Source organism: Alistipes sp. An54 (genome assembly GCF_002159375.1).
Taxonomy (GTDB): Bacteria; Bacteroidota; Bacteroidia; order Bacteroidales; family Rikenellaceae; genus Alistipes; species Alistipes megaguti.
On record NZ_NFIA01000017.1, the window covers coordinates 25,945 to 41,044 of the forward strand.

Sequence of the window (15,100 nt, forward strand, 5' to 3'; positions counted from 1 at the left end):
GATCTGTTCTGTTTTAGTCGGCCGGGACTCACGATTCGCGGACCCGGGCCAGATCCTCGAAGAAGGTCGGATAGCTCTTGGCCACCGACTCGGCCCCTTCGATCGTCACCTCGCCGTCGGCCCTCAGCGCCGCCACGGCCAGCGACATGGCCATGCGGTGATCGCCGTGGCTCTGCGTGCGGGCGGCATGGATCGCCCCGCCGCGGATACGCATGACATCCTCTTCCGAGAGGTCGACCTCGATGCCCAGCCGGCCGTACTCCTCGCAGATGGCCTCGGCGCGGTTGCACTCCTTGTATTCGAGGCGCGACGTGCCGCGGATCGTGCTCACCCCTTCGGCTGCGGCGGCCAGCGCGGCCAGCGCCGGGAAGAGGTCGGGGCAGTTCGTGGCATCGAACTCGAAGCCGTGCAGCGGACGGTGGGCCACCGTCACCGACTCCTCATCGTTGATCACGGCCGCGCCGGCCCGCACGAGCGCCGTACAGATGGCCGTATCGGCCTGTTTGGAGAGCATCGAGACGTTGCGTACGGTGATCTCACCGGCCGTGGCGCCGGCCACGAGCAGCATGGCCGCAGCGCTCCAGTCGCCCTCGATGCTGAAATAGGTAGCGGCAAAACGCTGGTTGCCGGGGATGTAGAACTCCTCGTAGTCGCGCTGGCTGATCTCCACGCCAAAGCGCGCCGCCGTATCGAGCGTCATGTCCAGATAGGGGGTCGAGACGGCGTTGCGCACGTGAAGCGTCGTGTCACTGGCGGCACGCGGCAGGGCCAGCAGCAGCCCCGTGATGAACTGCGAGGAGACCGAACCGTCGACCTCCACCTCACCGCCGTGCATCGGTCCGCAGACCTCCACCGGCAGGAATCCGTCGTTGTCGTGCACCGTGACACCCAGCTGCCGCAGCGGTTCGAGCATCATCGTCATCGGACGCACGAGCAACGTGCCGCGTCCGACGATGCGGATCGGCGTCCGGCAAAGCGAGGCAATGGGGGTAAAGAGGCGCGTGGCGAGGCCCGATTCGCCCACTTCGAGCGTCCGGCCGTGGGGATTCAGACCGCCGCGGATCGAGAGCGACGTGGCGTCGACCTGTTCGACGCGGGCGCCGAGCGTACGGATGCAGTGCAGCGCCGAGCGCGTATCGTCGCAGAATTCCAGATTGCGCAACACCGTGGGTTCTTCCGAGAGCAGGGCCGCAGCCAGAGCACGCTGTGCATAACTTTTCGAGCAGGGCGGCGTCAGCGTGCCTTTGACGCGGCCTGGCGGAACCGTTTTGTCCATATACCTATCAACCTACTAACCTTCTGTCCTTCTGTCCTTCTGTCGGCAGGCCTCCACGAGCAAGGAACGAGGCCTCTTCGACCGCCCGGCTCGCAATCGCCCTACTTCACAACCGCCCCGTCTCACAACCGCCCCGCTTCACAATCACCCCATCTCACAGCCGCTCCCTGTCTCACAGCCGGGAAGCCCTCCAACCATTCGCCTCACTGCCTCACAGCCGGGAAGCCCTCCAACCATTCGCTTCTTCTACTCCCCCCCCCTTCTCGGGCGGTTCTCAATGCTTGTCACCGCGAATCTCGTCGACCGCCTTCCGAGCCTCATCGACCGCCTTGCTGGCTTCAGTTTCGGCCCGGTCGGCCTCATCGACCGCCATGCGGGCCTCTTCATCGGCCTTCTGCGCCTCGTCGACCGCCTTGCGGGCCTCATCCACCGCCTTGCGAGCCTCCTCCGAGGCCGCCTGGCGCAACTCTTCGCCCTTGCGGTTCTTCATCTCCTGGGTCAGCTGGTGGCTCTTCTTCAACTCGAAGTGCTGTCCGAGGTAGACCTTGCGCACCATCGGGTCGGCGGCCAGCTCCTCGGCCGTACCCGTCTTGAGGATCTTGCCCTCGTAGAGCAGGTAGGTGCGGTCGGTGATGGCCAGCGTCTCGTCGACGTTATGGTCGGTGATGATCACTCCGATGTTCTTGTGCTTCAGAGTCGCCACGATCGACTGGATATCCTCCACGGCAATGGGGTCCACCCCGGCGAAGGGTTCGTCCAGCAGGATAAAGGCCGGATTGATGGCCACGGCCCGGGCAATCTCCGTACGGCGCCGTTCACCGCCCGAGAGCTGGATACCCAGACTCTTGCGAACCTTCTGCAGGCGGAACTCCTCGATGAGCGCCTCGACGCGCTCGTTCTGGTACTCCTTCGAGTAGTCGGTCATCTCCAGCACCGCGCGGATGTTCTCCTCGACGGTCAGCCGGCGGAAGACCGACGCCTCCTGGGCCAGATAGCCCACGCCCAGCTGGGCCCGACGGTAGACCGGCAGCGAGGTCAACTCGCTGACCTGGCCCTGGTCGGTCTCCAGAAAGATCCGGCCCTCGTTGGGTTTGATGAGCCCCACGATCATGTAAAAGGTGGTGGTTTTACCCGCTCCGTTGGGGCCGAGCAGGCCGACGATCTCGCCCTGATTCACATCAATCGACACATGGTCGACAACCGTTCGGGCCTTGTATTTCTTGACCAGTTCGCTGGTGTAAAGTCGCATGACGCAGGATATAATTTTTTACAAAGTTATGCTTTTTTCCGAAAAAATTTTTATCTTTACGTTGAATTTTCTTTTAAAGCATACAAACGGCGAAATGAAACAGTTCGATTCATCCCTGTTGCATGACAAGTTGAAGGAATATTTCGGCTTCTCGTCATTCAAAGGGAATCAGGAGGCGGTAATCCGCAACGTGCTGGAGGGCAAGGATACTTTCGTGCTGATGCCTACGGGCGGCGGCAAATCGTTGTGCTACCAGTTGCCCGCACTCCTGATGGACGGCGTAGCGATCATCATCTCGCCGCTGATCGCCCTGATGAAGAATCAGGTCGACTCCATGCGCACCTTCTCGGCCGAATCGGGCATCGCCCACTTCCTCAATTCGTCGCTCAACAAGACCGCCGTGGCCCAGGTGCGCCAGGACGTGCTCGACGGCAAGACCAAACTGCTCTATTTCGCCCCCGAATCGCTCACCAAGGAGGACAACGTCGCCTTCCTGCGTAAAATAAAGGTGTCGTTCTACGCCATCGACGAGGCCCACTGCATCTCGGAATGGGGACACGACTTCCGCCCCGAGTATCGCCGTATCCGCCCGATCATCAACGAAATCGGACAGGCCCCGCTGATCGCCCTCACGGCCACGGCAACGCCCAAGGTGCAGATGGACATCCAGAAGAACCTCGGCATGACGGATGCCCAGGTCTTCAAGTCGTCGTTCAACCGCCCGAACCTCTACTACGAGATCCGCCCCAAACACAACATCGACCACGAAATCATCCGCTTCATCAAACAGAACGAGGGCAAGAGCGGCATCATCTACTGCCTGAGCCGCAAGAAGGTCGAGGAGCTCACCGAACTGCTCATCGCCAACGGCATCCGCGCGCGGGCCTATCATGCCGGCATGGATGCCGCCACACGCGCCGCCAATCAGGACGACTTCCTCATGGAGCGGGTCGATGTCATCGTCGCCACGATCGCCTTCGGCATGGGCATCGACAAACCCGACGTGCGCTACGTGATCCACTACGACATGCCCAAATCGCTCGAAGGATACTACCAGGAGACCGGCCGCGCCGGACGTGACGGCGGCGAAGGCTACTGCCTGGCCTTCTACAGCTACAAGGATATCCAGAAACTCGAGAAATTCATGCAGGGCAAGCCCGTCGCCGAACAGGAGATCGGCAAACTGCTCCTGCAGGAGACGGTCTCCTATGCCGAGAGTTCGATGTGCCGCCGCAAGACGCTGCTCCACTACTTCGGCGAAGAGTACACCGAGGACAATTGCGGCAACTGCGACAACTGCCGCAACCCCAAACCCAAGGTCGACGCTCGGGCCGCCCTGAAGATGGCTCTCGAAGCGTTGCGCGACATCGGCGACAAGTTCAAGTCCGACTACCTGATCAACGTGCTCGTGGGCAAGAATACGGCGCTGATCAAAAGCTACGGCCACAACACCTCGAAATGGTTCGGAGCCGGCGCCGATCACGACGCACGCTTCTGGGGCGCCGTGCTGCGCCAGGGGCTGATCCTCGGACTGATCGACAAGAACATCGAAAACTACGGACTGATCTCGATCAACAAAAAGGGCGAGAACTACATCGCCATGCCCTACCCCGTGACCATCACCCTCGACCACGACTACGACGAGGAGGAGAAGGAGGCCGAAGCCGTCGCCCCGATGGGCAAGGGCGGAGCTGCCGACGAGGAGCTCTTCGCCATGCTGAAGGATCTGCGCAAGAAGGTCGCCAAACAACACGGCCTGCCGCCGTTTGTCATCTTCCAGGACCCCTCACTCGAGGATATGGCCATCCAGTACCCGATTACGCTCGAGGAGATGCAGAACATCACGGGCGTAGGTGCCGGCAAGGCCCGGAAATTCGGCGAGGAGTTCATCAAGCTCATCAAGGCCTACGTCGAGGAGAAGGAGATCATCCGTCCGCAGGATATGGTCGTCAAGGGAGTGGCCAGCAAGTCGGGCAACAAGATCTTCATCATCCAGTCCATCGACCGCAAGATGGATTTCGAAGATATCGCCCGGGCCAAGGACCTCGATTTCGACGAGCTGCTCACCGAAATCGAAGCCATCGTCAATGCCGGCACGAAACTCGACATCTCCTACTATCTGAAGGAGTTCATGGACGAGGACAAGATCCAGGACATCTACCTCTACTTCAAGGAGGATGCCGAGAGCGATTCGCTGGATGCCGCCATCGAGGAACTGGGCTCCGACTACACCGAAGAGGAGATCCGTCTGGTCCGCATCCAGTTCATCTGCGAACAGGGCAACTGACCCGGGGCCGGAGAGATCCAACCACACTCCGGATGAGAGATTGATAGAACCTAAAGACCACGCCTATGAACAAAAAGACCTTTACACTTGCCATTGTTTTTCTGGTGTTGACGCTGGTATGGCTCGGAACCAATATCTATTGGCGCGTGACCCATTCCAACTGTGTGAATACATTCGATTTCATTGTGGGCATTCTCTTCGTGGCGGCAGCCGCGGGGATGGTCTACAACGAATACCACAAGAAAAAGCGCAAACACCTCGACGAGGTGGACAAGTACAAAATTCCGTAGCCGATGCGAACGATCGACCGAATGATGGCCATTCTGGCCGGTATGTTTTTTCTGGCTGCCGTGGTCTCGGCATGGCGCGTCACCATGGATGACGCACAGGAGTTGTGGTACCTTCCGGTACTGATGGCCCTGGCCTCGGCAGCCATGACGTTCGGAGCTCTGCAGCATCGGCGCCGCAAAACCGTAAAAAAAGAGGAATAACAGTATGAAGATCAATTTCATGCAGGTGATCCGCCTGGTCGGAATGGTAGTGGCCATCGCCGGAATCATCTACGCACTGGAATTCATGGAACGCGGCATTGCCGTCTGGTTCTGGGTGCTGCTGCTGGGCATCGGATTCGTGGGTCTGCTCTACACCTTCCGGCTCACGCAACGCCGTGCGGCCCGCGAGGAGCGTGCCCGTGAACGCAGTGAAAAGAAAAAACGCAGTCGCCGACCGAAAAAATGACCGAAGTACGCGCCAAAAAGTCTCTGGGCCAACATTTTCTGGTCGATCTGAACATTGCACGCAAGATTTGCGACTCGCTCTCGGGTGGGACACCCGAGGCTCCCTGCCCGACACTTGAGGTGGGGTGTGGAATGGGTGTGCTCACGCAATTCCTGCTGCGCCGCGCCGACCTCGTGACCTGGGGGGCCGAGATCGATACCGAGAGTGTCGAATATCTTCATGCGCACTACCCGAATTTCACACCCCGGCTGATCGAGGGCGATTTTCTGAAACTCGACCTGCGCGAGCGCTTCCCCGGGGGACTGCACCTGATCGGCAACTTTCCCTACAACATCTCGTCGCAGATCTTCTTCAAGGTGCTGGAAAACCGCGATCTCGTTCCCGAATGCGTGGGGATGATCCAGAAGGAGGTAGCCGTGCGGATCGCCGAGCCGCCCGGATCGAAGGAGTATGGCATCCTGTCGGTACTGTTGCAGGCGTGGTACGACATCGAGTACCTCTTCACGGTCAACGAGACGGTTTTCAACCCGCCCCCGAAGGTCAAAAGTGCGGTGATCCGCCTGCGCCGGAACGCCGTAAAGAGGCTCGACTGCGACGAAACGCTCTTCATCAAGGTTGTCAAGGCCTCGTTCGGACAGCGGCGCAAGATGCTGCGCAATTCGCTGAAGGCGGTCTTCGGCGACTTCGGCGGTGCGGAGCACCCCTTCTTCACACGACGTGCCGAGACTCTGTCGGTAGCAGAATTTGTCGAATTGACCCGCTGGGTGTCAGAACGGCTGAAGAACTGATCGAGGGCTGGCGGGGTATCAGAAACCCTCCATGGTCCTACCCCCAAAAACCGACATCCCAAGCCGGCGAGGCGGGAGCGCGGAAGAGACTCGGAAACCCCATAGAGGTCCATCCGCCTCTAAAACCGGCTTCCCAAGCCGGCGGGGCCGGCCACAACCGTTACCAGATCCTCGCGGGCCAGATACTTGCGGGCCAGTTTCAGCACATCGTCCGGGGTCATGCTCCGGATGCGGCGGATGTTCTCGCCGATGATGTAGTTGTCGGTCCCGCAGAGGATATTCTCGATCGTGACGTCGGCAATGCCGAACGGCCCGTCGAGAATCCGCATCATCTCACCCGTCATCATGTTCTTCACCAGCGCAAGCTCCTCCTCCGGCATAGGATCCGTGCGCAGGAGTTCGATCTCGCGATAGATTTCCCCGAGCGCCTGGCGCGTCACATCGGTCCCGACCTGCGTCGCCACGGCAAAATAACCGGCCCGTTCGAAATTGACCATTGCAGCCACCACACCATAGGTATAACCGTTTCGTTCGCGGAGATTCTGCATCAGACGCGATCCGAAGTAACCGCCCAGAGCCGTGGCCACGACCTGCATTCCGACGAAATCGGGATGCTGCCGCGGGAAGAGCAGCCGCCCGAGCCGCAACGATGACTGCACGGCCCCGGGATGGTCGACAAACGCCTCATGGACGGTCTCCGGGGCCGGAAAGCGAGGATCCTCCACCACGCCTCGGCGCGGAAGCCGACCGGCCAAATTGCCCAAAGCCTGCAGTTCGTGGTCGCCGATGCGGCCGCTGCAGACGACAAAGCAACGTTCGGCCGTGTAGAAACGGCGGTAAAACTCCACGACATCCCGCCGCGTGAGCGAATCGTAGAGTTCCTCCGACGAAGAGATGCCGTAAGGATGACGCGGCCCGAAGAGCGCCCGGGCAAAGGCCTCGCGGGCCTCGACATCGACTTTCGTGCGGTCGATCGCCAACCGCTGGCGACGTTTGGCGGCGTACGTACGCAGCTCCGCCTCGGGGAAGGCCGGACGGAGCAGAATCTCCTCGGCCACGGCGAGCGTATGGTCGAAAAATTTCGAGAGCGTGGCAAAACTGATATAGGCATAGTCGCGGTCGATATTCACGTCGTACCACGAGCCGTAGTAGTCCAATTGTTCGGCGATCTGCTGCGCCGAATGCTCGGTGGAGCCTTCGGCCAGGAGATTGGCCGCCGCCGAGGCCGAGAAGGGAACCGTCTGCACGGCCGATCCGGCCCGGAAGACAAACGAAAAGCGCAGCACCTCGAAATCCTCCGAGGCCAGCGTGTAAAGGGCCACGCCGTTGGCAAGCGTGTGTTTTTCGGCCAGCTGTACGTCAACTTCCGAAGGGGTAATGCGGGGCGGTCTCATTTTCGGGCACGGTAAATCAGGGTGGAACTGTTTTCGGGGCGCAGCACGCGGCTGCAGAACGAGCGTATGTCGTCGGGCGTAACGGCCCGGTAGCAGTCAACCTCCCGGTTGATGAAGGCCAGATCGCCGAGCAGTTCGTAAAATCCGAGGTTCATGGCCTTGTTCATGACATTGAGTTCGCCAAAGAGCGTCGTGGCCTCGAACTTGTTCTTGACCTTTTCGATCTCGTACTCCGTGGCGGCATCGCGCAGCAGGGAGTCGATCTCCTGGCGGAAGGCCGCCTCGACGGCTTCGGGAGTCGTTCCGGGGAGCAGCTGTCCCGTGAAGACGAACAACCCGGGATCGAGATCTCCCGTGACGTAGGCATTGACACTCGAGAGCAGCTGCCGCTCCTTGACAAGCCGATTGTAAAGACGTCCCGAATCGCCGCCCGCCAACAGATCGGAGATCAGGTCGGCCGTCTGGAAATCGGGATCGCGGCGCCGTCCCATGTGGTAGGCCACGGAGACGGTCGTGGCCGGTACATCGCGTTCGACCTCGCGGCGCCGGGCCTCGCGCTGAGGCGGCTCCTGCGGAACGGGATCCGCAGCCGACGGCCGGTCGGCAAGCGGTCCGAACCACTTTTCGGCCAGCGCAAGCATCCGCTCCTCGTCCAGGTCGGCCGAGATCGACAGCACGGCATTCGAGGGGTGGTAGTGGCGCCGGTAGAAGGCCTCCACATCGGCGAGCGTCGCCTGTTCGATGTGGTCGGGCGTCCGTCCGATCGTGGCCCAGCGGTAGGGATGGGTTCGGTAGGCCAGATCGCGCAGCAGCATCATCTGATCGCCGTAGGGCTGGTTGAGGTAGCGTTGACGGAACTCCTCGATCACCACGCGCTTCTCCGTTTCGAGCTTTTCGGGCGTAATGTCGAGCCCCTCCATACGGTCGCTCTCGAGCCAGAGCGCCGTTTCGAGATTGTCCTTCGGAAGGGTGATGTAGAAATCCGTATAGTCGTTGTTCGTAAAGGCGTTGTTGTCGCCCGAGGCCATCTGCACCGGCAGGTCGAAGTTGGGCACCTGACGCGTGCCGCGGAACATGAGGTGTTCGAACAGGTGGGCGAAGCCCGTGCGGACCGGGTTCTCGTTGCGCGCCCCCACCCGGTAGAGGATGTTCACGGCGGCGAGTTTCGAGGCGCGGTCGCGGTTGACCACGACGACCAGTCCGTTGGCCAGCGTTTGTCGGATATAGGGAATCATGTCCGCAAAGGTAACAAAAAAGCGGCAGTCGATCAAACCGCGCGGCCGCCGGAGATGCCCCGCGGGAAAGCGGCCCGCACGAAGCACCTCCCGCCGCGGGAGAGGGGCCCGAACGGAGGGTCGCCGAAGAGCACCCCGGGTAATGCATTATTGGTTAACCAGTTTCGCAAGTCGGTGATTTCCCGCTGGTTGGTGTTAATGAAATAACAGCTTGTTGTTATTTTTTTCACATCAAAAACGGCAAAAAATTACACGTTTTTGAACAAAAATAGACTTCGAATTTCCGCCGAAATTCGTATCTTTGCAACGCCCGAACGATTCGGGCCAAGCCATAAGAAGGAAAAAAACACACATATCATCCAAAATCTTAACTGAAATGGCAGAAAAGAAATTCATTACCTGTGATGGTAACTACGCTGCAGCCCACGTGGCCTACATGTTCTCGGAGGTGGCAGCCATCTACCCCATCACGCCGTCGTCGACGATGGCCGAACTCGTGGACGAGTGGGCCGCCCAGGGACGGAAAAACATCTTCGGTGAGACCGTGAAGGTCGTAGAGATGCAGTCGGAGGCCGGTGCCGCCGGTGCCGTTCACGGCTCGCTGCAGAGCGGAGCCCTGACCTCGACGTTCACCGCCTCGCAGGGTCTGCTGCTGATGATCCCCAACATGTACAAGATCTCGGGCGAACTGCTCCCGGGAGTCTTCCATGTCTCGGCCCGCGCCCTGGCTGCCCAGTCGCTGTCGATCTTCGGCGACCACCAGGATGTCATGGCCACCCGTCAGACGGGCTTCGCCATGCTGGCTACGTCGTCCGTTCAGGAGGTGATGGACCTGGCCGGCGTTGCCCACCTGGTTGCCATCAAGTCGCGCGTTCCGTTCCTGCACTTCTTCGACGGATTCCGCACCTCGCACGAGATCCAGAAGATCGAACTCATCGACGAGGCCAAACTTACGGCGCTGCTCGACCGCGACGCCCTGAAGGCCTTCCGCGCCCGTGCGCTCAACCCCGAGCACCCCGTAACGCGCGGTACGGCCCAGAACCCCGACATCTACTTCCAGACGCGTGAGGCCGCCAACAAGTTCTACGAGGCCGTGCCCGACATGGTTGCCGACACGATGAAGGAGATCTCGAAGATCACCGGCCGCCAGTACAAGCCCTTTGTATATTATGGTGCCGAGGATGCCGAGAACATCATCATCGCCATGGGTTCCGTAACGGAGACCATCAAGGAGACGATCGACTACCTGCGCGACAAGAAGGGCGAGAAGGTCGGCGTGATCACCGTACATCTCTACCGTCCGTTCGCGGTCAAGTACCTGATGGAGGTTCTGCCCAAGAGCGTCAAGCGCATCTGCGTGCTCGACCGCACGAAGGAGCCCGGAGCCAACGGCGACCCGCTCTACATGGACGTTGTCGAGGCCTTCGCCAACTGCAAGAACCTGCCGTGCGGCCAGATGCCGCTGATCATCGGCGGCCGCTACGGCCTCTCGTCGAAGGATACCACCCCGGCCCAGATGCTGGCCGTCTTCGAGAACATGAATCTCCCGGAGCCCAAGAACCAGTTCACCGTGGGTATCACCGACGACGTGACGTTCCGTTCGCTGCCCGTCGGCGAGGAGATCTCGCTGGCCAAACCCGGCACGTTCGAGGCTCTCTTCTTCGGACTGGGCGCCGACGGTACGGTGGGTGCCAACAAGAACTCGATCAAGATCATCGGCGGTTCGACCGACAAATACTGCCAGGCCTACTTCTCCTACGACTCGAAGAAGTCGGGCGGCTACACGTCGTCGCACCTGCGCTTCGGCGACAAACCCATCACCTCGCCCTATCTGGTGACGACGCCCGACTTCGTGGCCTGCCACGTTCCGTCGTATGTCGACAAGTATGACGTGCTGAAGGGCCTGAAGCCCGGCGGCTCGTTCCTGCTCAACTCGGTTCACGACGCCGAGACCACCTGCGCCACGCTGCCCGACCACATGAAGGCTTACCTGGCCAAGAACAAGATCAACTTCTACATCATCAACGCCACGAAGATCGCCGCCGAGCTGGGTCTGGGATCGCGTACGAACACCATCATGCAGTCGGCCTTCTTCAAGATCGCCAACGTGATTCCGTTCGAGAAGGCCGTCGAGGAGATGAAGCACGCCATCCTGAAGACCTACGGAAAGAAGGGCGAGGATATCGTCAACATGAACTACGCAGCCGTTGACGCCGGCGGCAAGGAGGTCATCAAGATCGAGGTTCCGGCCGAGTGGGCCCAGATCGAGGACAAGGGCTTCCAGACGCCGTCGCACGCTTCGTATCCGGAGTTCGTGCGCAAGATCGTCGAGCCGATCAACGGCCTGAAGGGCGACGACCTGCCGGTATCGGTCTTCAACGGCCGTGAGGACGGTACGTGGGAGAACGGTACGGCCGCCTACGAGAAGCGCGGTATCGCCGTCAACGTACCCGAATGGCAGATCGCCAACTGTATCCAGTGCAACCAGTGCTCGTATGTCTGCCCCCACGCAGCCATCCGTCCGTTCCTGGCCACCGACGAGGAGGCCGCCGCTTCGGGCATCGAATGGAAGCAGGGTCTGGGCGAGACGAAGGCCTACAAGTTCCGCGTGCAGGTATCGCCGCTCGACTGTACGGGTTGCGGCAACTGCGTCGACATCTGCCCGGCCAAGGGCAAGGCGCTGGTTATGCGCCCGCTCGAGGAGCAGATGCCGCAGGCCAGGAACTGGGACTACGTCACGAAGAATATCGGTTACAAGAACGTGGTCGACAAGACCAAGTCGGTGAAGAACCTGCAGTTCGCACAGCCGCTCTTCGAGTTCTCGGGAGCCTGCGCCGGCTGCGGCGAGACGCCCTACATCAAGGCGCTGACGCAGTTGTTCGGTGACAAGATGATGGTTGCCAACGCCACGGGCTGTACGTCGATCTACTCGGGTTCGGCACCTTCGACCCCCTACTGCACCAATGCCGAAGGCAAGGGTCCGGCCTGGGCCAACTCGCTCTTCGAGGATAACGCCGAGTTCGGTTTGGGTATGCACCTGGGTATCGAGAAGCTCCGCGACCGCATCCAGATGACGATGGAAGAGGCCATCGCCAACTGCACGAAGTGCTCCGACGAGCTGAAGGAGGTCATGAAGGAGTGGATCGCCAACCGCGGATCGTCGGCCAAGTCGGCCGAGGTCACGGCCCGTCTGATTCCGATGATGGAGGCCTGCGGCTGCGACTACTGCAAGAAGATTCTCGAGCACAAGGATTGGCTCATCAAGAAGTCGCAGTGGATCATCGGCGGCGACGGCTGGGGCTACGATATCGGTTACGGCGGTGTTGACCACGTACTGGCTTCGGGTCAGGATGTCAACATTCTGGTAATCGATACGGAGGTCTACTCGAACACGGGCGGTCAGTCGTCGAAGGCTACGCCGGTGGGCGCCGTAGCGAAGTTCGCATCGAGCGGCAAGCGGATCCGCAAAAAGGATCTGGGCGCCATGGCGATGACCTACGGCTACGTCTATGTGGCCCAGGTATCGATCGGCGGCTCGCAGCAGCAGCTGTTCAACGTGCTGAAGGAGGCCGAGGCCTATCCCGGCCCGTCGCTGATCATCGCCTACGCACCGTGTATCAACCACGGCATCAAGGGCGGCATGGCCCGCACGCAGACGGTTGGCAAAGAGGCCGTAGCCTGCGGATACTGGCACCTGTGGCACTACAACCCGCAACTGGAGGCGGAGGGCAAGAATCCGTTCGTATTGGATTCGAAGGAGCCCGACTGGACGAAGTTCCACGACTTCCTGATGAAGGAGGTACGTTACACGTCGCTCCAGAAGTCGTTCCCGGCCGAGGCCGAGGAGCTCTTCCAGGCAGCCGAGGAGAACGCCAAGTGGCGTTACAACGGCTACGTTCGCCGCTCGAAGATGGAGTACTAATCGTGGACCCCGGAAGGGGAAACCACCCGACACATTCGGAGACCGTGGAGTTGATCCACGGTCTCTTTTTTGTTCCGCCCGAAAGCCGGGCATTCCAAAGCGGGCTCCGGACCGGCAGCCACAAAAAACGGAGCCCCCCGCTGTGGAGGCTCCGTCCGGAAACCAATTTGAAAAAGCATCCCGACCTCGGCAAAAGGCCCGGATGGGACAAACGGATCAGTCGACCCGCTGGAAGATGGACTTCTCGGAGAGCCGTTTCCCGCCCTCCTCGTAATACCAGGTCATGATGAGTTCCGAGGCGTTCAACTTCTCGATATAGGGCGGATTGTCATCGTCGGAAAGCCCGCCGTAAGTCCAGTAAAGCATCTGCGATCCGGTATCGAAGCGGTATCCGAACTCCTCCTTGGTACTTCCTTCGGTGGTGTCCCAGATCGTCCCCGTGGCATCGGCCCGGAATTCGATGTAGAAACTCTCCTCAAAGGTGTAGGGGTCGTACTCCCCCTCGACCTCCCCCTGGTCGTTGACCCACTCGTCATACTCCGAAGTGAGGAGCCATTTCCCGATCAACTGGTCGGGATTGACCCCGTCGTTATCTTTCGAGCAGCCGCTCCACAAGAGGACAGCCGCACAGCAGAAAAAGAGAAACAGACGTTTCATAAATCTTCAAATCCTTTGATTGAAAAATATCCTCTTCCGCTCCCGGGCAACCCATCCTTCTGCGGAACGGTTGTCCGGGAAGCAAAGAGGAAAAAGTGTTATCTCCTGCGGCGGATCAGAAGTTATAACCGACCTGAATCGAGAAGTTGCGGTTGTGGAATTTCGCCTCCTTGCCCCACTCCTTGTCGATGGCCATATTCACGAGACCCAGATCGTAGACAATACCGACGTAATAGTGCTTCCGAAGGGTCACACCGGCACCGAACGAGAGTCCGAAATCGAACCGTTTGGCACCGAAACGGTCCTCGTTCTCGGTCGATTCACCGAAGAAGGGATATTTCTGGCTCTCGGACAGACCGTCGGAATCGCTGTACGAATCCTTGCATTTTCCACCCAGCCCGAAGGCAAAATGGGGGCCGACATGAACCTGCACATTCACCGACTCGCTCACATCGGCGCGGAACGAGGCCAATACGGGAATCTGCAGATACATGGGACGATATTTCGTGGAGGCTTCCTCGCTGTAACCCGCCTCACTGTAGGAGGACTTCTCCTTGGCACCGCGCGTCGTGAAGAGGAGCCCGGGCTGCACGTAGAAGCCGTTGGTGATCGGAATATCGACTACCGCACCGACCTGGAAGCCGACCCTCGAATTGAAGTCGAGCTTGTCGTCCGAATCGGGGCTGTATTGCCCGGCAATCTTCGAAACATTGAGACCGGCACGAACGCCGTAGGAGATTCCGCCCTTCTGATCCGAACCGAACATATCGCGGATCTCCTGAGCAGAGGCCGTCGCCATGCAACCGATGAGCAAAGCGACCATCATGAAGCATTTCTTCATTTTGATAGATGATTTTTGAACACATCCGGACTCCGGGGATGCAGTTGTCCAAAAAGAAAGTGTGGAGTCGTTCGTTTATCTGACGGGAGGCTCTGGTAAGCCCAAGGACAAATAAACAATACCCCACACCTGTATAGCAGAAGGCAGAGCACCTTTCATGCCGATACAAGTGATGAGTGCGTCGTTTTCCTTGTCCTTTGAAATTTACCAGATTTCCCGTCAAGGATAAAAGCGAAACACTTTCATCTAAAATATGTCACGTCGTATGCAACGACACGGCAAAGATAGAAAATGTTTTGCAAAGCACAACATCATCGGGGTATTGCGAAACAAATTTCGCAGAAATTTTGCAGAAAATCAATATTGACAATCTGCTTTGTTTGAATAAGATGGGAGATTACATTCCGGAAGCAGAACAAGGCAGATGGAGAGTAGCCGCTCCTCACATCACTGCCCGGAGCCTCCCGCCTCCATTCTGTCGCAGTTCTTACCGCGGAGCGTCAGCCAATCGTCACCATACACGTTTTTCCCCGCTCCCTCCCACTCCCTCACCAGACCCGTCGCCCATCGCTTGATGTCTCCCCACCACTCCTCTCCGCGCCGGGAGGGGTTCGTTGCAGGGCAAAAAAAGGTCAGACCTTACGATCTGACCTTGAAGAGGCGGCTACCTACTCTCCCACGGGATAACCGCAGTACCATCGGCGTAAGTGAGC

Annotated in this window: 11 protein-coding genes and 1 pseudogene; 6 read left to right on the forward strand and 6 right to left on the reverse strand. The window is 59.5% G+C overall.

The features are described from left to right. Window positions 1-28: 28 nt before the first annotated feature. Together aroA and lptB are read right to left on the reverse strand one after the other, a co-directional pair. Window positions 29-1,276 carry a 3-phosphoshikimate 1-carboxyvinyltransferase gene (aroA, locus tag B5G09_RS12295; RefSeq protein ID WP_087405396.1) on the reverse strand — a complete coding sequence of 416 codons (1,248 nt, stop codon included), beginning with the start codon at window positions 1,274-1,276 and terminating at the stop codon, window positions 29-31. 457 nt (window positions 1,277-1,733) lie between these two features. Further along, window positions 1,734-2,525 (reverse strand): annotated as a pseudogene (lptB, locus tag B5G09_RS12300) (LPS export ABC transporter ATP-binding protein); the annotation flags it as partial. A gap of 94 nt (window positions 2,526-2,619) precedes the next feature. Between lptB and recQ the strand changes: the two are divergent. The 5 genes from recQ (at window position 2,620) to rsmA (ending at window position 6,338) form a co-directional block, all read left to right on the forward strand. After that, a complete protein-coding gene (recQ, locus tag B5G09_RS12305; RefSeq protein ID WP_087405397.1) occupies window positions 2,620-4,812 on the forward strand; it encodes a DNA helicase RecQ in 2,193 nt (730 codons plus the stop codon). A gap of 65 nt (window positions 4,813-4,877) precedes the next feature. After that, window positions 4,878-5,102 (forward strand): hypothetical protein, encoded by a 225-nt coding sequence (locus B5G09_RS12310; protein ID WP_087405398.1) that lies wholly within the window; start codon window positions 4,878-4,880, stop codon window positions 5,100-5,102. A 3-nt stretch (window positions 5,103-5,105) separates the two neighbouring features. Continuing rightward, window positions 5,106-5,303, forward strand: a complete 198-nt coding sequence (locus B5G09_RS12315) for a hypothetical protein (RefSeq protein WP_087312357.1) — start codon at window positions 5,106-5,108, stop codon at window positions 5,301-5,303. A gap of 4 nt (window positions 5,304-5,307) precedes the next feature. Further along, window positions 5,308-5,550, forward strand: a complete 243-nt coding sequence (locus B5G09_RS12320; RefSeq protein ID WP_087312359.1) for a hypothetical protein — start codon at window positions 5,308-5,310, stop codon at window positions 5,548-5,550. Next, window positions 5,547-6,338: a 16S rRNA (adenine(1518)-N(6)/adenine(1519)-N(6))-dimethyltransferase RsmA gene (gene rsmA / locus B5G09_RS12325; protein ID WP_087405399.1), complete on the forward strand. Its 792-nt coding sequence runs from the start codon at window positions 5,547-5,549 to the stop codon at window positions 6,336-6,338. The genes B5G09_RS12320 and rsmA overlap by 4 nt, the downstream gene beginning before the upstream one ends. A 119-nt stretch (window positions 6,339-6,457) precedes the next feature. On the opposite strand, the gene B5G09_RS12330 is transcribed toward rsmA, so the two are convergent. Next, a complete protein-coding gene (locus B5G09_RS12330) occupies window positions 6,458-7,732 on the reverse strand; it encodes a pitrilysin family protein (protein WP_087405400.1) in 1,275 nt (424 codons plus the stop codon). Then, window positions 7,729-8,967 (reverse strand): pitrilysin family protein, encoded by a 1,239-nt coding sequence (locus B5G09_RS12335; protein ID WP_087405401.1) that lies wholly within the window; start codon window positions 8,965-8,967, stop codon window positions 7,729-7,731. The genes B5G09_RS12330 and B5G09_RS12335 overlap by 4 nt, the downstream gene beginning before the upstream one ends. A 376-nt stretch (window positions 8,968-9,343) precedes the next feature. Between B5G09_RS12335 and nifJ the strand changes: the two genes are divergently transcribed. Beyond that, window positions 9,344-12,889: a pyruvate:ferredoxin (flavodoxin) oxidoreductase gene (nifJ, locus tag B5G09_RS12340; protein WP_087405402.1), complete on the forward strand. Its 3,546-nt coding sequence runs from the start codon at window positions 9,344-9,346 to the stop codon at window positions 12,887-12,889. Window positions 12,890-13,105: 216 nt separating this feature from the next. Here the strand turns inward: nifJ and B5G09_RS12345 are convergent, their stop codons facing one another. Together B5G09_RS12345 and B5G09_RS12350 are read right to left on the reverse strand one after the other, a co-directional pair. Further along, the gene (locus B5G09_RS12345) at window positions 13,106-13,546 is read right to left on the reverse strand and encodes a hypothetical protein (RefSeq protein WP_087405403.1); all 441 of its coding nucleotides are present in this window, start codon (window positions 13,544-13,546) and stop codon (window positions 13,106-13,108) included. A gap of 115 nt (window positions 13,547-13,661) precedes the next feature. After that, window positions 13,662-14,387, reverse strand: coding sequence for a porin family protein (locus B5G09_RS12350; RefSeq protein WP_087405404.1), 726 nt, complete (start codon window positions 14,385-14,387; stop codon window positions 13,662-13,664). Window positions 14,388-15,100: the final 713 nt, after the last annotated feature.

Bases quoted from the DNA above. Each gene is read 5' to 3' on its own strand.
- aroA (WP_087405396.1), bottom strand. From the start codon at position 1,276: ATGGACAAAACGGTTCCGCCAGGCCGCGTCAAAGGCACGCTGACGCCG.
- recQ (WP_087405397.1), top strand. From the start codon at position 2,620: ATGAAACAGTTCGATTCATCCCTGTTGCATGACAAGTTGAAGGAATAT.
- B5G09_RS12310 (WP_087405398.1), top strand. From the start codon at position 4,878: ATGAACAAAAAGACCTTTACACTTGCCATTGTTTTTCTGGTGTTGACG.
- B5G09_RS12315 (WP_087312357.1), top strand. From the start codon at position 5,106: ATGCGAACGATCGACCGAATGATGGCCATTCTGGCCGGTATGTTTTTT.
- B5G09_RS12320 (WP_087312359.1), top strand. From the start codon at position 5,308: ATGAAGATCAATTTCATGCAGGTGATCCGCCTGGTCGGAATGGTAGTG.
- rsmA (WP_087405399.1), top strand. From the start codon at position 5,547: ATGACCGAAGTACGCGCCAAAAAGTCTCTGGGCCAACATTTTCTGGTC.
- B5G09_RS12330 (WP_087405400.1), bottom strand. From the start codon at position 7,732: ATGAGACCGCCCCGCATTACCCCTTCGGAAGTTGACGTACAGCTGGCC.
- B5G09_RS12335 (WP_087405401.1), bottom strand. From the start codon at position 8,967: ATGATTCCCTATATCCGACAAACGCTGGCCAACGGACTGGTCGTCGTG.
- nifJ (WP_087405402.1), top strand. From the start codon at position 9,344: ATGGCAGAAAAGAAATTCATTACCTGTGATGGTAACTACGCTGCAGCC.
- B5G09_RS12345 (WP_087405403.1), bottom strand. From the start codon at position 13,546: ATGAAACGTCTGTTTCTCTTTTTCTGCTGTGCGGCTGTCCTCTTGTGG.
- B5G09_RS12350 (WP_087405404.1), bottom strand. From the start codon at position 14,387: ATGAAGAAATGCTTCATGATGGTCGCTTTGCTCATCGGTTGCATGGCG.